This window comes from Nostoc sp. CMAA1605 (assembly GCF_021596505.1).
Taxonomy (GTDB): Bacteria; Cyanobacteriota; Cyanobacteriia; order Cyanobacteriales; family Nostocaceae; genus Trichormus.
On sequence record NZ_PJIZ01000047.1, the window covers coordinates 17,168 to 38,874 of the forward strand.

The 21,707-nt window shown below is 39.9% G+C and carries 20 protein-coding genes and 1 pseudogene; 6 read left to right on the top strand and 15 right to left on the bottom strand.

Annotation, left to right across the window (positions count from 1 at the left end; genetic code table 11):
- Positions 1-8: 8 nt before the first annotated feature.
- Positions 9-344: a XisI protein gene (locus CV014_RS16740; protein ID WP_236143063.1), complete on the bottom strand. Its 336-nt coding sequence runs from the start codon at positions 342-344 to the stop codon at positions 9-11.
- Positions 332-748: a XisH family protein gene (locus tag CV014_RS16745; protein ID WP_236143064.1), complete on the bottom strand. Its 417-nt coding sequence runs from the start codon at positions 746-748 to the stop codon at positions 332-334. Before CV014_RS16745 ends, CV014_RS16740 begins: the two co-directional genes overlap by 13 nt.
- Before the next feature lie 314 nt (positions 749-1,062).
- Between CV014_RS16745 and CV014_RS16750 the strand changes: the two genes are divergently transcribed.
- The gene (locus CV014_RS16750) at positions 1,063-1,314 is read left to right on the top strand and encodes a UPF0175 family protein (protein WP_236143065.1); all 252 of its coding nucleotides are present in this window, start codon (positions 1,063-1,065) and stop codon (positions 1,312-1,314) included.
- A gap of 5 nt (positions 1,315-1,319) precedes the next feature.
- The gene (locus tag CV014_RS30435; RefSeq protein ID WP_236143066.1) at positions 1,320-1,811 is read left to right on the top strand and encodes a DUF3368 domain-containing protein; all 492 of its coding nucleotides are present in this window, start codon (positions 1,320-1,322) and stop codon (positions 1,809-1,811) included.
- A 35-nt stretch (positions 1,812-1,846) separates the two neighbouring features.
- Here CV014_RS30435 and CV014_RS16760 read toward each other — a convergent pair whose 3' ends face one another.
- From CV014_RS16760 to CV014_RS16795, 8 genes are all read right to left on the bottom strand, one after another.
- The gene (locus tag CV014_RS16760; protein ID WP_236143067.1) at positions 1,847-3,523 is read right to left on the bottom strand and encodes a trypsin-like peptidase domain-containing protein; all 1,677 of its coding nucleotides are present in this window, start codon (positions 3,521-3,523) and stop codon (positions 1,847-1,849) included.
- A 149-nt stretch (positions 3,524-3,672) separates the two neighbouring features.
- Complete coding sequence (locus CV014_RS16765) at positions 3,673-5,304, bottom strand: trypsin-like peptidase domain-containing protein (RefSeq protein ID WP_236143068.1); 1,632 nt, start codon at positions 5,302-5,304, stop codon at positions 3,673-3,675.
- Positions 5,301-6,455, bottom strand: a complete 1,155-nt coding sequence (locus CV014_RS16770) for a S1 family peptidase (protein WP_236143069.1) — start codon at positions 6,453-6,455, stop codon at positions 5,301-5,303. The genes CV014_RS16765 and CV014_RS16770 overlap by 4 nt, the downstream gene beginning before the upstream one ends.
- A 6-nt stretch (positions 6,456-6,461) precedes the next feature.
- Positions 6,462-7,028, bottom strand: coding sequence for a COP23 domain-containing protein (locus tag CV014_RS16775; protein WP_236143070.1), 567 nt, complete (start codon positions 7,026-7,028; stop codon positions 6,462-6,464).
- 353 nt (positions 7,029-7,381) lie between these two features.
- Positions 7,382-8,179 (bottom strand): hypothetical protein, encoded by a 798-nt coding sequence (locus tag CV014_RS16780; protein WP_236143071.1) that lies wholly within the window; start codon positions 8,177-8,179, stop codon positions 7,382-7,384.
- Positions 8,180-8,408: 229 nt separating this feature from the next.
- Complete coding sequence (locus CV014_RS16785; protein ID WP_103140554.1) at positions 8,409-8,771, bottom strand: four-helix bundle copper-binding protein; 363 nt, start codon at positions 8,769-8,771, stop codon at positions 8,409-8,411.
- Between the two features lie 378 nt (positions 8,772-9,149).
- Positions 9,150-11,657, bottom strand: coding sequence for a PAS domain-containing sensor histidine kinase (locus CV014_RS16790; RefSeq protein WP_236143072.1), 2,508 nt, complete (start codon positions 11,655-11,657; stop codon positions 9,150-9,152).
- 342 nt (positions 11,658-11,999) lie between these two features.
- Entirely contained in the window at positions 12,000-13,277 is a 1,278-nt protein-coding gene (locus CV014_RS16795; protein ID WP_236143073.1) for a serine hydrolase, read from the bottom strand.
- A 648-nt stretch (positions 13,278-13,925) separates the two neighbouring features.
- Between CV014_RS16795 and CV014_RS16800 the strand changes: the two genes are divergently transcribed.
- Positions 13,926-14,570 carry a hypothetical protein gene (locus CV014_RS16800; RefSeq protein ID WP_236143074.1) on the top strand — a complete coding sequence of 215 codons (645 nt, stop codon included), beginning with the start codon at positions 13,926-13,928 and terminating at the stop codon, positions 14,568-14,570.
- Positions 14,571-14,657: 87 nt separating this feature from the next.
- Here the strand turns inward: CV014_RS16800 and CV014_RS16805 are convergent, their stop codons facing one another.
- A complete protein-coding gene (locus tag CV014_RS16805) occupies positions 14,658-15,035 on the bottom strand; it encodes a type II toxin-antitoxin system RelE family toxin (protein ID WP_236143088.1) in 378 nt (125 codons plus the stop codon).
- The gene (locus CV014_RS16810; protein WP_236143075.1) at positions 15,025-15,252 is read right to left on the bottom strand and encodes a hypothetical protein; all 228 of its coding nucleotides are present in this window, start codon (positions 15,250-15,252) and stop codon (positions 15,025-15,027) included. Before CV014_RS16810 ends, CV014_RS16805 begins: the two co-directional genes overlap by 11 nt.
- A gap of 233 nt (positions 15,253-15,485) precedes the next feature.
- Between CV014_RS16810 and CV014_RS16815 the strand changes: the two genes are divergently transcribed.
- The 3 genes and pseudogenes from CV014_RS16815 to CV014_RS16825 all read left to right on the top strand — a co-directional run bounded on the left by CV014_RS16815 (position 15,486) and on the right by CV014_RS16825 (position 16,689).
- Positions 15,486-15,731, top strand: a complete 246-nt coding sequence (locus CV014_RS16815) for a DUF1902 domain-containing protein (RefSeq protein ID WP_103135696.1) — start codon at positions 15,486-15,488, stop codon at positions 15,729-15,731.
- Positions 15,732-15,929: a type II toxin-antitoxin system HicA family toxin gene (locus tag CV014_RS16820; protein WP_103135697.1), complete on the top strand. Its 198-nt coding sequence runs from the start codon at positions 15,732-15,734 to the stop codon at positions 15,927-15,929. It begins immediately after the preceding gene.
- 161 nt (positions 15,930-16,090) lie between these two features.
- Positions 16,091-16,689: pseudogene (locus tag CV014_RS16825) on the top strand (MBL fold metallo-hydrolase).
- A 46-nt stretch (positions 16,690-16,735) separates the two neighbouring features.
- On the opposite strand, the gene CV014_RS16830 reads toward CV014_RS16825, so the two are convergent.
- The 3 genes from CV014_RS16830 to CV014_RS16840 all read right to left on the bottom strand — a co-directional run bounded on the left by CV014_RS16830 (position 16,736) and on the right by CV014_RS16840 (position 21,629).
- On the bottom strand, positions 16,736-17,452 hold the full coding sequence (locus CV014_RS16830; RefSeq protein ID WP_236143076.1) for a chromophore lyase CpcT/CpeT: 717 nt from the start codon (positions 17,450-17,452) through the stop codon (positions 16,736-16,738).
- Positions 17,453-17,551: 99 nt separating this feature from the next.
- Positions 17,552-19,375 (bottom strand): sensor histidine kinase, encoded by a 1,824-nt coding sequence (locus CV014_RS16835; RefSeq protein WP_236143077.1) that lies wholly within the window; start codon positions 19,373-19,375, stop codon positions 17,552-17,554.
- Positions 19,376-19,568: 193 nt separating this feature from the next.
- A complete protein-coding gene (locus CV014_RS16840; protein WP_236143078.1) occupies positions 19,569-21,629 on the bottom strand; it encodes a ribonuclease catalytic domain-containing protein in 2,061 nt (686 codons plus the stop codon).
- Positions 21,630-21,707 lie beyond the last annotated feature (78 nt).

Below are 21,707 nucleotides of genomic sequence, written 5' to 3' on the forward strand. Positions count from 1 at the left end.
TTTACTTCTTAACCCACTGCAAAATCTGTAAATTGTCTTTTATAAGGCGAATGAAATCCTATGACAATATCTTGTTTGGGAACACCCATCGCCACTAATTCTTCTGCAATATTTATCTCTGTTCCATTCCATTGAATCCAAATTTTTTCATTTTTGATATCAATGTGTATTGAACAACCATAAACACGACGTTTATTTTCCCAACCCACATGAACAATTTGATAATGGTCACGTACAGTATCAAATATTTGTTCTACTTCTACATCACCATAAGAAGGTTTATAACTACCATATTTTGTCAAAAATTGCTGAATGTATTCCCTATATTTTTCTAACTTATCCATCTTACTATCTCCTCAATTTCAGTATCGTAAATCACTAGCTTTAATTGAAATTCTTGAATTTGAATTTGTATAAATGTAAGCGTAAAAAAATCATTATAAGTTTCTATATCAACAGCTAAATATAGGTGACGTTCTGGTTCTTTCTCTCTCAGAGCAGTACGATAATTAAGGAATTGTCCGAGAGCAAGATGAAAATCCGTGATGGCTGATGGATTTAGAAAACTTTTGATTTCAACAGCAATTTTTTCACCTTCCTTTTCTGCTGCAAGTAACTTCTCTGCTCCCAAATCAATACGCATCTGAACTTGACCAAAATCAATATACAGAGGGTCATCTGTGATATTCCAACCATCTTTTTCCAAAGCTAATTTCACAATATCGTGAAATTTATCCTTTGCTGACATAACTTAATTTATTTATCTGGGAGTATTATCATTCTACCTGATAGTTAAGTATTAAGTATGATTTGGGGTGTGAACAAATGATATCTAGCCTTAACGCACCGTATGATAGTGCTGCATTATGCGTTAAATTAACTTGAGAAATAATCTGTGGAACTCTGCGCTAACCTCCGCGTTACTTTGCGTTTAAAAAAGCTACGAACTTGTAAGCCGCTTAACTAAAAAGGTAAAATGAGTTTAGTTGTGGGTTACTCTGCGGGATTTGGCTACGTTCCTCAACCTAACCTACAAAAACTCAGTTCGTGAGCAAAAGAGCAATGAATACATTTATTCAACCAATAAATTTACAAATATCACCTGATTCCTTAAGTCAAGGTGAGTCAGCCATCCGCCAAGAGTTAGCTATACAGCTATATGCACAGAATATTTTTACTTTTGCTCAAGCGCGTCACTTAGCTAATTTATCTGTGTGGGAATTTCAGCAGGTTTTGGGCAAACATAAAATTGAACGTCATTATAATGAAGCAGATTTAGCCCAGGATATTGAAGCTATTAATGCAGGTTTTTAGAAATTGTGACTGTTGTTTGTAATGCTACACCTTTAATAAATTTTGCAGCTATTAATCGTCTAGATATCTTGCAAGCTGCATTTGGTAAAATTGTTATTCCTCAAGCTGTCTGTGATGAAACAACTGTTGCAGGATTTCCAGCTTCAGAATTTGTGTTACAAGCAATTGCAGAAAAATGGTTGCAAGTTTGTCCAGTCTCAACCATATTACCCAATATACCGTCAGAATTAGATGATGGTGAACGCGAAGCAATTGCTCTCGCACTAGAAACTCGTGAACCGCAAATTTTGTTAGATGAACGCGAAGCACGTCAAGTAGCTCAAAATTTAGGATTACAAGTAATTGGGACTTTAGGTATTCTATTATTGGCAAAAAATAGAGGAATAATTAGTCAAGTCCAACCCTTGTTAGATGTGATGATTAATCATGCTCAATATTGGGTGAGTCTCCCTCTTTATGAACAAGTATTAAGACAAGCGAGAGAATTAAATGAATAAGCAAAATATCTGAACTAATTCTAGTAAAATCATGGCTAATCAGACAACCGCCAAATTTTGATAGTTGCGTCTCTACTACCACTAGCTAAAGTTTTACCATCTGGGCTAAAGGCGAGTGAATTAACCAAATCAGAATGACCATTGAGGGTACGAATTTCTTGCCCTGTGGCGATATTCCAGATTTTGATTGTGTTGTCAGAACTACCACTAGCTAAAGTTTTACCATCTGGACTAATGGCAACTGAAAAAACCTTACCAGAATGACCATTGAGGGTACGAATTTCTTGCCCTGTGGTGATATTCCAGATTTTGATTGTGTTGTCACCACTACCACTAGCTAAAGTTCTGCCATCTGGACTAATGGCGACTGAGTGAACCCAACCAGAATGACCATTGAGAGTCCGAATTTCTTTTCCTGTGGTGATATTCCAGATTTTGATTGTGCTGTCAACACTACCACTAGCTAAGGTTCTGCCATCTGGACTGAAGGCAAATGATGTAACCTGACTAGAATGACCATTGAGGGTGCGAATTTCTTGCCCTGTGGTGATATTCCAGATTTTGATAGTCTTGTCAAAGCTACTACTGACTAAAGTTCTGCCATCTGGACTAATGGCTACTGAACCCATCACAGGAGCATAACCAGTGATGGTACGAATTTCTTGTCCTGTGGCAACATTCCAGATTTTGATAGTTGTGTCCCAACTACCACTAGCTAAGGTTTTACCATCTGGACTAAAGGCGACTGAATTAAACACAATAGAAAAAGAATTACCATTAAGGGTACGAATTGCTTGCCCTGTGGCGATATTCCAGATTTTGATAGTGTTGTCATGACTACCACTAGCTAAAGTCCTGCCATCTGGACTAAAGGCAACTGACTCAACTTGTCCTTCTATGACTCCATATTGATTAACTTTTGTTGAATGTCCAATTAGGGTCTTGGCTAGAGTAAACTGAGCGGTTGATGATGCAGTTGCAACTGGTGAATTTTGTGGCTGTGACTTTGGTACAGTTGTAACTGGCGGATTGGGTGGCTTTGGAGTGGGTGCAGTAGCTACTGGTTGCACAGATGGCGCAAGACTTAAATAAGTCTTTAAGGGAATCCCCAAAACAGTAGTAGCATTTGTATCTGGGCGAGTTGTAGCCCTTCCGTGAATGCCGACTAATTTACCCTGCTCATCTAGTATCGCTCCCCCACTCATGCCAGGAAAACCACCGATGTCATACACAAAGGCATAACCATCTTTTGGGTTTGACACTCGGCTGGAAATTGCACCCCTGATAAACTTGATGTCTGATGTTCCTTGAGGATAACCGGCTACAGAAATATTTATACCTAATTTTATTTCGTCAGAATTACCTTTTTCGGCGACACGGTAATTTTCGTTACTAGTGAACTGAAATATAGCTAAATCAACACCGCGAAATTGTTTGACTTGGCTGTGGTTGAAAGTGTATTTTTTGCCGTCTGGTGTGTGTACTGTGTAGTTACCTTTGAGTTGGACTACGTGCCAATTTGTCACCACAGTATAAACATTACCTTGACGCTCAATAATTACGCCTGAGCCAGTATTTGCGCCATCAATGCGGACTGTAATTTGTTGAGCAATTTCAGCAATTTCTGAGGGTGTCAATGCTGTAGCTACTGGTTGGACTATGACTATTGCTGTACCAAATAATAATGCCGAAAGTACACCAGCCACCCTCATGATTGATTCTCCTGATGATTTTGTAATAATTCTTTTCTAATCGGTACAGCCATAGGAGAGTAAATGTAATTGATTGTATGCTTTATTAAATTACTAGAAAATGTGAAAATCCAAGTTTGGAATAACATTCAAAATATCAAATTAAATAGCTAATCAGACAGCCGCCAAATTTTGATAGTCTTGTCATCGCTACCACTAGCTAAAGTTCTGCCATCTGGACTTATGGCGACTGAACGAACCCAACTAGAATGACCATTGAGGGTACGAATTTCTTGCCCTGTGGTGGTATTCCAGATTTTGATAGCCTTGTAACCACCACTAGCTAAAGTTCTGCCATCTGGACTTATGGCGACTGAAATAACCGAACTAGAATGACCATTGAGGGTACGAATTTCTTGCCCTGTGGCGATGTTCCAGATTTTGATAGTTTTGTCCCAACTACCACTAGCTAAAGTTCTGCCATCTGGACTTATGGCGACTGACGTAACCAAATTAGAATGACCATTGAGGGTACGAATTTCTTGCCCTGTGGCGATGTTCCAGATTTTGATAGTGTTGTCATCACTACCACTAGCTAAAGTTCTGCCATCTGGACTTATGGCGACTGAATAAACCGAATCAGAATGACCATTGAGGGTACGAATTTCTTGCCCTGTAGCGATGTTCCAGATTTTGATAGTGTTGTCCACACTACCACTAGCTAAAGTTCTGCCATCTGGACTTATGGCGACTGAAAAAACCGAACGAGAATGACCATTGAGGGTACGAATTTCTTGCCCTGTGGCGATGTTCCAGATTTTGATAGTCTTGTCACCAGCACCACCACTAGCTAAAGTTCTGCCATCTGGACTTATGGCGACTGAAATAACCGCATAAGAATGACCATTGAGGGTACGAATTTCTTGCCCTGTGGCGATGTTCCAGATTTTGATAGTCTTGTCATCACTACCACTAGCTAGAGTTCTGCCATCTGGACTTATGGCGACTGACCAAACCAAATCAGAATGACCTTTGAGGGTTTTAGCTAAAACAAAATTGCTGGATGAGTTATTAAGAGTTACAGGCTTTGAGGTAGTTGGCTGTGGTGGCTTTGGGGTACGTGTGGGTGTCGGTGCTGGCGCACTAGCCACTGGCTGCACAGATGATGCAAAACTTAAATAAGTCTTTAACGGAATGCCCAATACAATAGTAGCATTTGTATCTGGGCGAGTTGTAGCCCTTCCATGAATCCCGACTAATTTACCTTGCTCATCTAGTATCGCGCCCCCACTCATCCCCGGAAAACCACCGATGTCATACACAAAAGCATAACCATCCTTTGGGTTGGACACCATACGGGAAATTGCACCCCTACGAAAATCAATGTCTGATGTTCCTTGAGGATACCCCGCTACAGCAATATTTGTTCCTAATGCTACTTGGTCAGAATTACCCTTTTCTGCCACACGGTAATTTGTATTACTAGTAAACTGAAACACCGCCAAATCAACGCCAGGAAATCGTTTTACTTGGCTGTTATTGAATGTATATCTTTTACCATCTGATGTCTGTACTGTGTAGTTACCTTGGAGTTGGACTACGTGCCAATTTGTCACCACAGTATAAACATTACCTTGTCGCTCAATAATTACGCCAGAGCCAGTATTTGCGCCATCAATGCGGACTGTAATTTGTCGAGCAATATTAGCAATTTCTGAGGGTGTCAAAGCTGTAGCGACTGGCTGCACTATGACAATTCCTGTACCCAATAATAATGCCGCAAGTCCACCAGTAACCCTCATGATTGATTGCCTCGATGATTTTGCAATAATTCTTTTCTAATCTGACTTTTCCACATAACGTGAAAAGTCAACGCTAAACCTAACCCCCCAGCCCCCTTCCCTACCAGGGAAGGGCAGGGTGGTTTCATACGAAAAAAGAAAAATCCATAAGTTTTGATTTTTCGTTTTGTAGCCCGGATTTTGACCCCTCTCCAAACCTCTCCCTCACGGGGGTAGAGGCTTTGAAAGCTAGGTTTATTTTTTTCTCTGGTTGTATGAAACCACCCTGCCTTCCCTACCAGGGAAGGGGGAGTATGTAGAGACGTTTCATGAAACGTCTCTACATTGCTAGGTGAGATGTTTGGAGAGGGGTTTTCTAGATACCGTGAAAAGTCAGTTTTTCTAACCGGTACAGCCATACTAGAACGGGTAATTAGTTCTTGCAAGTGGGGTTCTGGTTGCGAACCATCTTGATAAACTGCCGGTGTCTCCCACAGGGGATCTTTATGTAAGCTATTAATCCCCACCACTTCACCATGTATATTCAGCAATGGCGCGCCACTCATGCCTTTACTCACATCATTGGTATATCCAATCTGGTAGCCTTGCTCTAATGCTTTGTCTAACAATAGGGTGACTTTCCCAGAGGTAAAGACAAACTGAGTTTTAGTTGGGGTAGACTGCTTTTGAGTTGCTAAATTGGCGATAAATCCACCCACAAACACCTCATCCCCGACTTGCAAAGGAGACGCATGAGGAAATTTAGCGACTGGATAAACTATATCGGGACTACGAAATTGCAACACGGCTAAATCATCCTGCTGCAAATCGGCAATCTGCAATACAGTAGCTTGATATACACGCCTATCTGGTGTTTGAATTTGATAGGGTGGTTTAGCGGTTCTCAAAACGTGAGCATTTGTAATTACTGTATAAGTTTGACCTTGGCGTTTTAGTAGAGTTCCTGAACCGAGTAACTCTGATGTGGTAATTTTGACAGTGATAGTCTGAGCTAATTTTTGCAATTGCTCGACAGAAAGGCGATTAGATCGCTCTACTCTGGTAGACTTGCTAGAAACGCTTTGCTGTTTTGAGAGTGCTAAGGAAACACCACCAAGACAAATCAGCAAGCATACCAGATAAATAATTTTGTTGTTGAGCCGCCAGTTCATGCAATATTAAGGAGTCGATGAACTACACTCTTTACCGTCTAGAAATTCCTTGACATCAACATACACATCACCTTCGTCATAAGTAAAAGCTTGACATCCACTTAAATTAATGACTGATTCTCCTGCATCCCGCCGTAAACTCAGCATTTGCTGTAAAACTCTACCGGTGTCAGTTCCAGGTTTGAGGGTGACTAATATATTGTCTGCTGTGCAAGGTGTGCCTCGGCGGTTAGAAATACACAACACTGGATAGCCGTTAAAGTTATCGCGGCTAGTTATGAACAGTGCGCCGTTATCGTAGTGGCGTTGAAATCTAGCAGAGACTATCCGACAACGTTGTAAAGGGGAGACTTTTTTAAAGTCGTTAGCAACCCAACGAATCAGGGTTTGATTTCCCCGTGAGGTGCGTACTTTGGTGACAGGTACACCCCCTTCCCGTGTGCAGAAAAATCTGTTTGCTCTTGCTTCACTTGGCTGGCTGTTGGTGGTGAGGGTGATTCCCACGGCTAAAGCTGAGATGATGGTAGATGTTGTTATGCTTGTGACTCTGTAATTCAGTGACCTTAGTTGCATATATTTAAGCAATTAGGAATGAAAGTAGGTGTTTTTGGCTTTTTTAACGGGATTTTAGACATAACCCCCAACCCTTTCCCTACAAGGGAAGGGGAGTAAGAATTAAAGCTTCAATTTAAATTTAGGTATTATTATAGGGGTTGCTACAAGTTCTAGTTACCGATTTTCGGAAAAATACTAGGATATTTTCGTAAAAATTAGGTTTTTCAATAAAAAAATTATAAAGAAAGTCAGTGCGTATTGGTAGATGAGGAGCGATCGCACTTCTTCTTTTATTAAGGGTTGGTAGTGAGAACTTTAGTTCTTCAATAAGGACTAAAGTCCTTACTACGAACTTTCAATCCCCAATCCCTTCACTCAATTTCCTCACAACGAATTAATAACTGTTCCATCTGTGCGGCCAGAGAAATCAAATCTTTCCAAGAAGAACCACTAGCTAAATTTTGCGCGTGGGCTAATTTATTGCGTAACTGTTCCGCAGACTTTAAAAAGCGTTCCCCTGCGCGTTTGGATTTCAAATCTAATTGTTGTAACAGTTCTGGATGATGTAAAACTAACTCGCGTTTATCACAGAATTGCAGATAGTCTAATAAATCCGTTGCTTCGTTTCTCTCCTGACTTTCTCGCCATAGTCGTTGGGCTATTTCTACACGTTCAGGTTTGAGAAATTTTTGCCAAGTATCTTGAGGATAATAAATTCTTACTAACCTCAATAAGTTCATTTCTATTAAAGTAAATAGACCAAATAATAACATTCGCACTGGTGCTTTTTGCAAATCACCGCAGGTCACAATTCCACTCACTTGATTGCAGTCAAGGACAAATAATCTAGGCGTATCTTGCAAAATAGGTAATAATTTCATTAATGGCGTAGAAATAGCAATGAGTTCTTTAGGATGGAAAACTCTTTGATAATCACCACATTTGCCAACAGTAGCTGAGATTAAACTAGCCCGTTCGATGTAACCTGTAATAATATTTCCCGTCTCAATTCCCACAACATCAAAATCCTGTGTCTGCATCCATTGCAAAACTTCCATTACATCTGCTTCTGCTGGTACAGCCTTTAAAGATTCTGCTACATATTCAATAGTGATATTATTCTCAAACAAACTCCGCAAATCTTGAGAACGGGATTTTAGGTGTTTCATTAGTTAATAGTCATTAGTCATTAGTCATTAGTCATTGAGCATAAGAAATATAATCTACCTTGTCTACCTTGTCTACCTTGTCCACCCAGTCCCCAATCCCCAATCCCCAGTCCCCAGTCCCCAATCCCCAATCCCCAGTCCCCAAACACATCAAACGCCCAGACTAAAAAAAGTCTGAGCGTTTGAAAATTAGGTTGCAGTTAAACTTCTGCTAAGTTTTGAAATGATATTATGCAGGCATCATTTGCATGGATCTGCAAGCTTCGGCACATTTGCGACAAGCCATTGCACAGTCCATCATCATTTGGTCGTCTTTCATTTGTTCGCAGGTCATCGCCATGCGATCGCACATTTCTGCACATAGCATACAGGTGCGTCCCATGAACTCGGAACCGCCCATCATCATGTTCATGCACATCATGCACATTTCCGCGCAGTCACGCATCATGCCCATCATGCTCATGTCCATGTACATACCGCCTTTACTCATGCAGTAAGTCATGGTTTCCATACACATTTTCTGACAGTCCATACAGGCTTTCATGCAGGCTTGCATTTCAGCAGTCATGGATTCAGCCATCATCATCATCATAGGAAATACCTCCGATTTTTTGATGCTTTTGAGATTCCGTAAAGGAACTACTCATAACATTAATCACAATTTTTATAGTCGTCAATAGTTTATTTTTGGGATAATTTTAACTACACTAATCCGATGTATTTACGGTTATTCATGAAATAATCTACACATTTTTACGTCCATTTATCCTGGAAACATTATCCAATAGTGCTTCCAAAGCCTAGTTAAAAAATGTGGTTTTATCTAGCCTATGTCTAGTGATAGATAAAACCGGTAATCATACTAAAAAATCTGATCAGCTTCAGAGTTATTTTTTGTTGACAATTCTTTAGAAAAATTTCTTGTCAGATATTAAGGCTCTCATATCCGCTTTGCTCATTTCTCGACTTTCTAATGCCGCACTGGAATTTCTATGATGAATTCTGTACCTTTACCTGGGGCGGAGTTGCATTCTAGTTGACCTCCGTGTTTTTCCGCAATAATTTGATAGCTAATAGACATTCCCATACCTGTACCCTTACCGACTGGTTTAGTAGTAAAAAATGGGTTAAAGATTTTTTGTTGAGTTTCTGCTGACATTCCTATCCCATTGTCAGCAATGCAAATAGAAATTAAATTTTTGTTTACAACCTTGGTCTTAATATATATTTGGGGATTAATCACTACATAGTGATTTTTTAATATTGCCTCTTCTAAAGCATCAATAGCATTAGCAAGAATATTCATGAATACTTGATTAAGTTGTCCGGCGTAACATTCTACTAAAGGTAAAGAAGCGTAATCCCTAATAACTTGAATAGCTGGACGTTCTGATTGTTCTTTAAGACGATGCTGTAAAATCATCAAGGTGCTGTCAATGCCTTCATGAATATCAACAGCTTTAAATTCAGCTTCATCCATGCGGGAAAAAGTTCTTAAAGATAAGACAATTTGACGGATGCGTTGTGTACCTATTTGCATAGATTGTAAAATTCTAGGTAAGTCATCCTGAATATATTCTAAGTCAATTTCTGAGATGAAATCATACAGTTCTGGATCATTAACTAGGTTTTTCTGTTGATATATATTAATTAGATTTAATAAATCACGGGTATGCTCTTCTAAATGACTAATATTTCCGTGAATAAAGTTAACAGGATTGTTAATTTCGTGGGCTACTCCAGCAACTAATTGTCCTAAACTAGACATTTTCTCTGCCTGAATCATATGACTTTGAGTAGATTGGAGTTCTTGCAGGGTATGTTCTAAATCTTGGTTTTTTTGAATTAGTTCTGCTTCCATTTGTTGACGTTGCAGGAGAGCTGCTTTTTGCTCAGTTATATCACGTACAATTGTCGAAAGATATTCTACTTCGCCATTAGGAGATTGATGAGCTAGTATTACTTGATAAACACTAATCTCCTGCCCATTTTTATCTAAAATTGCTGTTTCACCTCTCCAAATTCCCTTATTTATTGCTTCTGGTAATGCTTGGTTAAAAATAATGTCTATTGCCCAATCAGGATGATTTTTAGAGATAGTTTGTTGCTTTATTTCCTCTACATTATTAATACCTTTTAATTGTCTCCATGCTTGATTATAGTAGAGGGTATTACCAGAACAATCAGCAATACCAATAAAATCAGGAGTCGCTTCTAAAATTGCGAGTAATCTTGCTTGTTCGGCAGCAGCTTGTTGACGTTCACGAAGCGCGGCTTGCTGTTCACTAATATCCCTGATGAGTGTGAGGATATGAGGTTTGCCGTTGTAATTAAAAAGTTTTCCTGTGACTTCGACATCAAAGTAACTGCCATCTTTGTGTATATCTATACCCTCACCATGAAAAACACCACCAGCATTGACGGTTTTTAAGAACTCCCCAAATAACTGATAACAATCGGGGTGGATATAATCTGTAGGAATTAAGTTAAAAATCTCTGCTTGAGAATAGCCGTGCATCTGACAAAAAGCAGGGTTGGCAGCAACAATTTTGCCACTCTCTAAATCCATGACACTGATCCCATCACTGACGGTTTCAAAAATACTCCGATACTGGGCTTCTTGTTGGCGGAGTGCTGCTTCTGCGATTTTGTTTTCGGTAATATCTCTGCCTACAGCATAAATATAATGATCATGAATTGCTGAAGTCCAGGATAACCAGCGATAGGAATTATCTTTGCAAATATAGCGATTTTCAAAGCGGAAAACCCGCACTCCTTGGCTGAGTTTATCCATTTCTGCCAATGTAGATGCTTGGTCTTCTGGGTGAACTAAATCCATGAAAGATAGGTTTAATAGTTCGGCTTGAGAATAACCAAGAATTTTTTCACCGGCGGGGTTAATGCGCTGGAAATAACCGTCTAAGCTAGCGACACAAAGTATATCTACTGACATATCGAAGAAGCGATCGCGCTCATCTTCTGTTATCTTTTGATGAGTAATATCTTCGTAAAAACCAAAGACACCAATTACCTCTGCACTGCTACTGCACAAAGGAATTTTACTGGTTTTTAGCCAAACTTTCCTGCTATCTTTCCTAGCTTGTTGTTCTTCATAGTCCAACTTAGGAATACTACTAGCAATCACATCTGCATCATCTTGTCGATAATTGTCTGCAAATTCATGCCAACTTAGATCAAAGTCAGATTTACCCACGATATCTGCTGATGATTTCAATCCAGCATCTTTGGCGAAACGTTCATTACATCCCAAAAATTGTAAGTCCCGATCTTTCCAAAAAATCGCTTGTGGTACTGTATTTAATACTACTTGCAAAAAATGCCGAGCTTCTTGCAACTCCTGTTCTAGTTTAGTAATAGTTGCACTAGATTCTTGGGCAAATGCGACTAATTGCTGCTTTAATTGAGCATTTTCTTGTTGTAGAAGAGTGATTTCCTGTTCTAGTGCTTCAGCATACATTTAATCATGACCCCCAATGACTACGGTACTAGATGAATAGAAGTGACAAAATTTGCAGTTTTTTTGGCAAAAATCATTCTGCTCTACCCGCCGGACTGCAAATAATCCCAGCCTCAGCCTCAGATTTTTGCCAATACTTTCAATGTTTGTGCAGAATTTCAAGACTCCCTTCATTCACTACACTCACCGTATTATTCCCAAATCAGATGTTTCATTTACTGCTGGTCACAATAACTTTGCTGAAAAAATATACGTATAAATAATCGGCAGTGACGGATGCCACTGCCGATATGTATGTATAAACTAAACTAGTTCAGAGAATTCTAGATTTGAGTAATTTCCTCAAGGTTGTCTAGCTGATATAGGCTGTTCTATGTAGCCGTAGACTAAGCGGGAAACTTGATTGATAAAACTTCTGGCTCTAGCATCACCAAAAGGTCGAGCCACCATAATACCAGCTAGGTAACGCTTGCCTGAAGGTGTTTCGATAATCCCCGCATCACCTAAAACTCTGCCTAATGTACCTGTTTTGTGGGCAATTACTGAACCTTTACCCAGTCCAGCAGGTAATAAACTGCGATTTTTGCAGCGCACCATAATATCCATAACTTTGGTATGGCTGGTGCTACTCAATAATTTATTATTGGCGATTAAAGCTGCTACCCGCACTAAATCTTTAGGACTAGTTGTATTAGTCCCTTTAAAATCACCCAACAGATTGCGAATCACAGTATTTTGCAGTCCCCAACTGCGAAATCTCTGATTTAATTTATTTTTGCCACCCAATCTATCAATCACCATATTGGTAGCAGTGTTATCACTGATGGTCATCATTCTGGTTGCAGTTTCCAAAAGACTAAACTTAGTCCCTGGTCTTCTATACTGCATATTTCCTGAGCCACCTGTCATTAAATCACGTCGCATCACCAGAGTTTCGTTGAGGCTGACTCTACCAGCATCGACTTCTTGAAACAATGCAATTAAAATGGGGAATTTAATTGTGCTAGCAGCCGGAAATATTTTCTCGCCGTTGATGTCTAAATATTCTCCTGTTTCCATATCCAAGAAAAACATCCCTGGAGAAAGAGAACTATAGCGAGACATCAATCTTTTAATTTCTTTGTCAAGTTGGGAAATCTCTTTATTTAAAGGAACAACCCCAGCAAATGTGAAATTATTAGTTACGGGGATAGCAACTTTTTCTTCCCCATTAGTAACAGTTTGATTATCGCTTCTCTCAATTGCAGCTAAGTTGAGAATCCAGTTAGAAGGAGACTCGCCTTTAATTACTAATTTGTCTGGAGAAGCTGTATAGCCTGGTGCTAACTCAACTACTATTCTGGCGGTATTATTATCAACTTTACCGATACGAATTTCTTTGACTGCTGAACCAAAATTTCTGCGGATTGTATCACTTTTAAAGGATGTTTGTGGCAGGTCAATTACTATTCTGGTGGGATTATTAATTAAAAATGCCTGTGGTTTAACATCAGAATCAGTTGTGATGCTCAGTTGATTTTTAGTGGGATTGAAATTCCATGATTGCAGTTTAGCTGCATTTACAGGAGAAGATAAAAGGACTGCGCTGATTAAGCTGAGTAGCACAAGAGGTGATTTCATGCGTGTGAGTCGTAAGAAGCAGTAAGGTGTATGTGCCAGATTTTCTGGTGTGTGATCGTTTTTCCGGAAAAAGATACAACAAGGTTGTACCTTTATGTCTTTGCTGGCATCGAGACGTTGATTAAATTAAATAGTTCCAATCTCTAATTCCCATAGCAAAGCGACATTCTTGAACGGAAATTTACTCACTAAATCAGTCTTTCTCAGATTACAATGAAACATGACACAATTAGTTGCCAACTTGCGCTTTTTTATGAGCAGGTCATAAGTTGGTAACTCTGGTGAATCATTCCAACGGAGAAGTCAACCAATTTTAGATTTTAGATTTTGCGGAAAGTCTGAGCGGAGGTTTCCTCCGATCAGAACTTTCCAAGACGAATTTTAGATTGACTGTACCCATAACAGATGCAGTTTGAGAATTTGGGATTGATGTTAGCGTAGCTTACACAAAGCCGTGAGTATTTTAAATTTATACTCGCTACAAGGCGCGGGGATTGCACTAAAAACAATCCAAAATTCAAAATCTAAAATTCAGTGGGTTAACAGTCAAAGAACTAGCTGCATAAAAAAATTATGGTCAACCTATAGATTCAGTGAAGGGTTAAAACCCAAGCTACACGTTAACACTGAAATTTGAGGAACATAACCATGAAACTACGTTACTTAACAGGTTCTTTACTCACCGCCACCGCACTTTTGACTAGTACATTTCCTGCTTTTGCAGGGCCATTTAATATTCAGCCATCCGGTGTTTTCAAGCCAGGTAATGTTCCCAGTGCCGTTGGCAATGTTAAACCTAACACACCTGCACCTACTAGTAATCCCGTAGGTAATAGTGAAATTCAAGGTTTAGGCGACCATCAGTCTTGGGTTGACCCCAACACCTTAGCAAAAGACCCTCGTGTTTTGTGTAGCGATGTCGGTTTAGGTAGTAACACTAGGAGTAGCAACACCAAAATTGCTTTAGCTACCTCTACTAGCACTCGTTCTAGTTCTGCTAGTAGCCATAATGATGGCGGTGGCGGTGGTGTGAGCATTTTTGGTATTGGTGTTAGTGGTAGTGGTGCTAGCAGAGGTAGCGAAAATCAAAACCAATCTAAAGACACTAGCAGCAACAGTACAGAAGAACGTAGAAGTAGTTCTTCTACGGTGGTTCAGGGTAAAAATTGTGATGCGTTTGTCAATTCTGCGGCGGCTAGAGATATGAACTATCAAGATAATTTAACTCGCCGCTATGAAATTAAAGTTGGTCGTCGTGGACAACAGGTTAATCAGTTGTTGGAGGATAAGTAGGGACTGGGGACTGGGGATTGGGGACTGGGTAAAGAGAGGAGTTGAACTGCAATCATGGTGTATGGAAGGCGATCGCTCAGTGTCATATTAATTTAGGTTATCTTCTATTTTCATTTCTTGCTCATATTTGGCGATCGCCTCCTCAATGACTTCATTACCGACATCAAAAATGTCAGATTTAGAATAAATTGTAGTGAGAATGATTGCTTGTTCAGTTTTCAGATAATAAATTACTCGATAGCCGCCACTTTTTCCTTTCTGAATATCGCTATTCTTGAGACGAACTTTGAAAACTTGATATTTAACTCCAACAATTCTATCTCCAGGAGTCTCACCTCCTTGAAGTTGTTCAATTAACTGTTGTATATCGCTACGAATTGAACGATAACGTTTAGCTAGTTCTCGTAGATCCCTTTTAAACCGAGGAGTAAGAGCAATTTGAATTGGTGATTGTTCACTCTGTATCAATACCTTCCCACATTTCTGAGAGAGGTATGGTTTGCCCACTCAATGCCTCTCGCACTCCTTCATTTATGCCTTCAATCACGACTTCAGTTGGTGTTTCCTCGGCAGCTAACTCTCCCTTTAAGCCTATACAAAAATAGTGAATTATGTCGTAAATTTCAGCTAATTTAGCTTCTGGAATATCTTGAAGTTCTTGGATAATTTTATCAATGAGCATGGATCAAGTTCTCAGTTTGTTGGTGCTTAATGATCAATTAGTTCGGTGTGACTTCAGCTTCATTTATTATCGCTGATATCCACTGTATTGAGATAAAAACAGGAATTTTGATTTAGGAACAAGAAAATTCAACCTCAGAATTCCAAAATCCGAGAGTTGATCGGCAATGTGATGGCGAGTGAAAGGCGATCGCTGTCATAATTACTAATGAACTACTTCTTCAGCAGTCGATGATGACACAAATGACATTTAAGGTGGAAGCATTTTGGGATTCTGAAGCTGAAGTCTGGGTTGCAACTAGTGATGATGTACCTGGATTAGTGACAGAAGCCTCTACAATAGAGCTTCTCACCCAAAAACTACGAAATATGATTCCAGAACTCATTATTCTTAACAAAATCGTTCCTCCTAACTATGCAGGTTCTCTCACGTTTGACTTAATTAGCCATCGACAAGAGTTGATTGAGGTCGCTTCATAGATGGGTGCATCGTTTACTCCTGAGTTGAAAAAGGTGCTTTTAAAGGCTGGATGCTATTTTGAAAGGCAAGGTAAAGGAGATCATGAAATTTGGTACAGTCCAATTACAGATCGTCAGTTTGTAGTAGACGGAACTATTAAGTCACGCCATACAGCTAACGGCATTTTGAAACAAGCAGGACTTCCTAAAGCCTTTTAAGCGGAGATAACCATCAGCCGCCTTGTTTGTCATGTCTTCGGTAAATTATCCATGCGATCGCCCTCATATCCCTGATGAGATATACCAAAACCGCTTTGAATGATAGATTATTGATGCTGACCTATTAATGAATCTATCAAAGCTATATAGCTGTAATTATTATGAAATTTTTGCACCGTCCTGATCTGTATGGTTGTCTTATTTCAACCCAGCCAGAAATATTGATTTCAACGGGATTGCTTGGATTCGCCCTACTGGTAACATCTTGATTGACCCTGTGGCTTTATCTAACCATGATTGGAATCATCTAGAGTCTTTAGGCGGTGTAGATTGGATCATTATCACTAATTCTGACCATATTCGGTCAGCTAAGGAAATTGCTGATCAAACCTATGCCAAAATAGCAGGGCCGATCGCAGAAAAAGAGTATTTTCCTTTAATGTGCGATCGCTGGCTAACTGATGGTGAGGAGTTTGTCCCTGGACTCCAGGTGTTGGAAATGCAAGGTTCTAAGACTCCAGGGGAATTGGTACTGTTACTAGAAGAAACTACCCTAATTACTGGGGATTTAGTCCGCGCCTACAAAGCCGGTAGTTTAGGTATTCTACCTGATGAAAAGTTGCTCAATAAAGCTGAGGCTGTGGCTTCAGTCCAGCGATTAGCAGCTTTAGACAAGGTAGAAACTATTTTAGTCGGTGATGGTTGGTCTGTGTTTCGGGATGGACGCGATCGCCTAAAGGAACTGATGGCGACGTTGTAATTTATCCAATGTCATATCGCCCAAATGATCAATGTCAGGCGGAAGTTTACACAGAATTTTTCTGAGACAGATATTTTAATTGTCGAGAGATTACTGTTGTTGTACCCCAAATACCAACCCCGATGATTGCTAATATCGGGGTTGGTTCAGGTACAGAAACTCGGCGAAATTTAATAGGTGTATTAGCTAATACAACACCTTCAGAATTAAAAATTTGGTCTAGAGAAAGGATACTATCGGGTCGAACAGTGATACTGGAAACTACTCTTGACAAACCAGCCGGACAACCATCCGGGCTGTTACTACCTGTATAATATTTATCCGGCAGCAAAACGAGGCTCAAGTTACAACTTGTGATTGGCAAGTTACTTGTTGGAATTATTCGCATAGATTGAGGTTTACCACATAAACCCCGCACAGCATTAGCATCTAAAAAACTGCGAATACTCAGATTTACTGCCTCATTTCCTTGACTAAATGAGTACAAACGTAAGCGTTCAAAAAAGGAACTTTCTTGTTCAAAATAAATATTTTCTGAATTATTTGTACTGTCTAATTGAATACTACAACTAGTAATGCTAATCAGTGGCACAGTAGGCTGTTGAGTCACTTGTTGAGAATTATCAAAAAAACCAGTAAACCAGTTTGCTACCTGCTTTACCTGTTGTGCAAGTGTTGTTGCATTGGCAGCATTAGCTGTAGTAGGTATTGTCAACAGTGACAGTAAAAATGTGACTGCGTAAGCTTTGATGCGGTTCATCATTTCACAAAAACATCGTCAACTCAAAGTATGCTGGAAAATTCTTACATTTCATCGCCATTGAGTTATTTAAATTTTTTATTAAATCAATGTGAGACATATTCAAATGCTCACACTGGGTGACTGTTGAATGGGGATTTCCATCACAAACTCTGTTCCTTGTCTGAATACTGAGTTAAAGTACAATTTTCCGCGATGTTGCTCTGTCACGATTTGATAACTGACAGATAAGCCTAGTCCCATACCTTTACCAACTACTTTGTTGGTAAAAAATGGGTCAAATACTTTTGCTTGCACTTTTTCATTCATCCCGATGCCATTATCATAAAAGCTAATAGCTATGTGGTTTTTCTCTAATAACTTTGTATAAATTCTAATTTGAGGCGTTGTTGATGTCATTTGCCAATATTCATTCCCCATTTCTTCCAAAGCATCAATTGCATTGAGCAAGATATTCATAAATACTTGGTTAATTTGACTGGGGTAGCACTCGACTAAAGGCAAATCTTGATACTCTTTGAATACTTGAATCTGTAAATGAGATTGCAACCGATTTTGCAGAATTAATAAACTACTTTCAATCCCTTGATGGATATCTACAGTTTTTAATTCTGCTTCGTCTAGGCGAGAAAAGTTACGCAGGGAATGAACTATTTTTCTAATCCGTTCCGCTCCAAGTCTAATTGAACTCAGTAACTTGATTAAATCTTCTTTGATAAAATCAAGGTCGATGTCAGCGATCGCTTCTGTAATTACTGGGGTAGGATGAGGATATTCTTGCTGATAAATTTGGACTAAATCTATTAAATTTACGCCATATTCACGAGCGTGAGCAACGTTACCATAAATAAAACTCACAGGATTATTAATTTCGTGAGCTACCCCAGCAACTATCTTGCCCAAGCTAGACATTTTCTCTTGTTGAATGATTTGAGTTTGGGTATGTTTCAAATCTGCCATTGCTATCTCTAGACGCTGATTTTTCTCATGGAGTTCTTGCGTAATAAGTCTAACGTGTTGGAGCAGTTGATTAAATGCGATCGCCATTATACCCACTTCATCGGCGGATATTACGGGTGCTTGCAGGTCAAAATCAGAGTTTTGTGTAATTTGCTGTGCTACTTGGGTGACAGCTTTTAGGGGATGAGCAATCATTTGACTGGTAAAATAAGCCAGCACAGCAGCAATTACTGTTGATAAAATGACGCTAAATATATTAATAGAAAGCCGTAAAATATCAGCTTGATCATAAGCTGCGATCGCTCTTGCATAATCTTTAGCTGAAAGAGCAATAATCTGAGTTAAATCATCTAAAATTTTTTCAAATTTTTGTGCCTCGAAACTATTTTGAAAATTGAGCAGTAATTTTTGGTCGTCTGTCTCAATAGCTGGTGATTCTAATCTATTCGATTTAATTTTTTTGACTAAAAATTCTAAATTATGAAAGTAATCTATGGTGAAATCATGATATTTTGCTAAAAAATCTGGAATTTCTCCTAAATGCAGATTATTGATTTCGTTTTTAATGTGATACTGACTATCCGTAAAAGATTTAATTGCTTGCCAAGTGTTTGTGATGTTGACAATTTGCTTTTGTAAGTGAAGATATTTATTTTGCAATTCTTGTGGACGTTCTAGCAGAAAAGTTAACTGTTGTTGGCTATCCCTAGCCCTTAAAATATCAGTTTCTAGGCGATAGAGTAACTCAGTTTCTTGCCGAGAATGTTGTGCTTGTTGCCAAGCTTCCCATAAGAAATAATCACCAACTTCAATTCCTATTGTCGTACCTAGAATGAATAGGCCTAAGATAATTCCGTATCCCCAACTAATCTTGTGTGCCATTTTGAGGCGATACGCCCGTTTTTTCAGTCTCAGAATGAACTGAAAACGGTTAGCTAGGAAATTTAGCAGTTTTTGGGAATTCATGAGAAATGACGAGAATTGAGCAATTCCTGATTTCTGGAATTAAGCATAAGGGAAAACAACGAGAAAACTGGTATTGATATTATTTATCTCTAGTTTGCCCAAAAATACTTGCTGATCCTAAACTCAGAAATTACTGAAAATCATGGAAGTGCTGTTGATTTTATCATTTTCAGACAGTTTGCTTCCTAATTCTCTACATTCCTACTGTCTGGGCTTCTTGATAAATTATCTCTTGGAACTGAATCACATCTTTTTGGGGATCGGCAATACTCACTTTGACTAGTACCGGTTCACCCAATCTCACTGTCCGCCGGAATACCATCGGTAATTGCAAGCCTAAATCTTCTAGCAATATCAGTGCTAAGTTGCTATCTTCTCTGAGCCACATTAACACTGTAGCTTCCCAAACTTGTTCAGGGTGACGACGTAAATATTCTAAAGCCCAGTATCTATTAGTTTGCCGTTCTACCATTGTCACTTCTTGGGTGGTACTGGTGACGGTCATCATTACTTCTTTGAGTTGTTCAGCACTAAAGGGCAGAACTTCTCCCCGCAAATGGGCTTTGAGTTGGAAGTGAGTGAGTAAGTCACTGTAACGCCGAATGGGGGATGTGGCTTGAGTGTAGGTATCTAAACCTAAACCAGCGTGACGCACTGGCGTAATACTCATTTCACTCTTGGGCATACAACGCCGCATGGCGCAGGCGCGGACAAATCCGGCTGGCAGTCGGAGTAATTCTTCTTCTGGAGGTAATTCTGGCTGGGGTTGACCACGAAACGGTAGGGGAATGTTGTGTTCTTGTCCGTAACGGGCGGCGACTTCCCCAGCCAGAATCATCATTTCTGCTACTAGTTGCCGCGATCGCGAATCATCTAAAATATCAATGCTGATGTCGTCATTTTTGACTTTAATCATCGCCTCCGGCATATTGATGCTAATCGCGCCTTGATTGTAACGCCAAGCTTTGCGTTTAGTTGCCCAAGTGGCGATCGCCGCAATTTCCGGTTCTGCTTGTACCCCTAATTCCAACATCTCATCTACATCTTCGTAGGTGAGGCGGTAGGTGGGTTTAATTAAACTGGGATGAATAGTATAACCTGATACTCCCCCATTTTCATCTAAAATTACCCCGAAACTCAAAGCACAACATACTTTTCCCTGTACCAAACTCATTGGCCCAGTTGCCAAAATTTCGGGAAACATGGGAACCATTCCCGTTGGTAAGTATACAGTGCTACCGCGCTTCCTGGCTTCTAGGTCTAGGTCGTCTTCTGGTGCTAACCAACGGGTGGGATCAGCAATATGCACCCACAGCCTGTCTTGACCGTCTGGTAGTTGTTCCCAACTCAGTCCGTCGTCGATTTCTGTGGTGCTTTCATCATCTATTGTGTAGACTTTCAGACGGGTCAAATCTAGGCGATTTGTATCTGAGTCTGTGGGCTGATCATCCAAACGCTGTTGTGCCACTTCTAAAACCTTGCTAGGAAACTGGACGGGAATAGCAGAACGACGCAGGAATAAATTCTCATTTGCACTCCACCATTTCAAATCTACCAATAATTGAAATGCGCCTGGAGGGGTGGCGGGTCGCCCCAACAGATTCATTGTCTCTAAAACTGGGGCTGGTGGAGGATAGGCACGGGCTAGGGAGTCATAGTTTACACCCATTCTGACAATATCCGCCAACAGGGCTGCATATTTTTCTAGCCCTTCGAGGCGTTGACGGTCGTGACGTTGCCATTCGACTGTTTCACCCTGGAGTGCTTGTTCTATACGAACTAAGAATTCCTGCTGTTCCCTAGCTTTGAGGGCTTCTACTTCTATTTGGTGTTTGCGTTCTGCTACTTGCGCCGTCGTTCTTGGCTCATAAGCATCGCCTTTTTGTTTGAAGTAGAGTTTATCGTCTGATAGTAAACAGTGGGCGGCGTAACAAGGGGCGGAATCTGATTCCGAAAACAGCAGATTGGCCATTTGTGCCGGTGTGACTGTTTCTCCCTCTTCCACCAATAGTTCCCATGCTACTTCTAAGCTTGAGGGGTCTAAGTAAGGCTTGACCTCCGCTAAAAAAGCCGGAATATCAGATGATTTGTAGGTGTTACCGTTAACTGTATGGGTAATTTGTCTAGGCGCGAGGCTGTGGGATTGACCACGTTCATCTACCACAAACCAACGGGTCTTTCCGTCTGGACGGTCTATCACGCCCAAACGGCGATCGCCTTGAACCCGAAATTCAACTAGCGTCCCCTTCTCCACAACTCTCGCAATTATTAATGGTTGACAAATAAATTTTAGATTTTAGAGTTAAATAATGGCTACTAATTCCAAAATCTG

Coding starts and splice junctions, on each gene's coding strand:
- CV014_RS16800 (WP_236143074.1), top strand. CDS start 13,926: ATGAAACTACGTTACTTAACAGGTTCTTTACTCACCGCCACCGCACTT.
- CV014_RS16795 (WP_236143073.1), bottom strand. CDS start 13,277: ATGAAATCACCTCTTGTGCTACTCAGCTTAATCAGCGCAGTCCTTTTA.
- CV014_RS16810 (WP_236143075.1), bottom strand. CDS start 15,252: ATGCTCATTGATAAAATTATCCAAGAACTTCAAGATATTCCAGAAGCT.
- CV014_RS16745 (WP_236143064.1), bottom strand. CDS start 748: ATGTCAGCAAAGGATAAATTTCACGATATTGTGAAATTAGCTTTGGAA.
- CV014_RS16820 (WP_103135697.1), top strand. CDS start 15,732: ATGGGTGCATCGTTTACTCCTGAGTTGAAAAAGGTGCTTTTAAAGGCT.
- CV014_RS16765 (WP_236143068.1), bottom strand. CDS start 5,304: ATGAGGGTTACTGGTGGACTTGCGGCATTATTATTGGGTACAGGAATT.
- CV014_RS16830 (WP_236143076.1), bottom strand. CDS start 17,452: ATGATGAACCGCATCAAAGCTTACGCAGTCACATTTTTACTGTCACTG.
- CV014_RS16780 (WP_236143071.1), bottom strand. CDS start 8,179: ATGAAACACCTAAAATCCCGTTCTCAAGATTTGCGGAGTTTGTTTGAG.
- CV014_RS16760 (WP_236143067.1), bottom strand. CDS start 3,523: ATGAGGGTGGCTGGTGTACTTTCGGCATTATTATTTGGTACAGCAATA.
- CV014_RS16750 (WP_236143065.1), top strand. CDS start 1,063: ATGAATACATTTATTCAACCAATAAATTTACAAATATCACCTGATTCC.
- CV014_RS16770 (WP_236143069.1), bottom strand. CDS start 6,455: ATGAACTGGCGGCTCAACAACAAAATTATTTATCTGGTATGCTTGCTG.
- CV014_RS16740 (WP_236143063.1), bottom strand. CDS start 344: ATGGATAAGTTAGAAAAATATAGGGAATACATTCAGCAATTTTTGACA.
- CV014_RS16785 (WP_103140554.1), bottom strand. CDS start 8,771: ATGATGATGATGATGGCTGAATCCATGACTGCTGAAATGCAAGCCTGC.
- CV014_RS16775 (WP_236143070.1), bottom strand. CDS start 7,028: ATGCAACTAAGGTCACTGAATTACAGAGTCACAAGCATAACAACATCT.
- CV014_RS16790 (WP_236143072.1), bottom strand. CDS start 11,657: ATGTATGCTGAAGCACTAGAACAGGAAATCACTCTTCTACAACAAGAA.
- CV014_RS16835 (WP_236143077.1), bottom strand. CDS start 19,375: ATGAATTCCCAAAAACTGCTAAATTTCCTAGCTAACCGTTTTCAGTTC.
- CV014_RS16815 (WP_103135696.1), top strand. CDS start 15,486: ATGACACAAATGACATTTAAGGTGGAAGCATTTTGGGATTCTGAAGCT.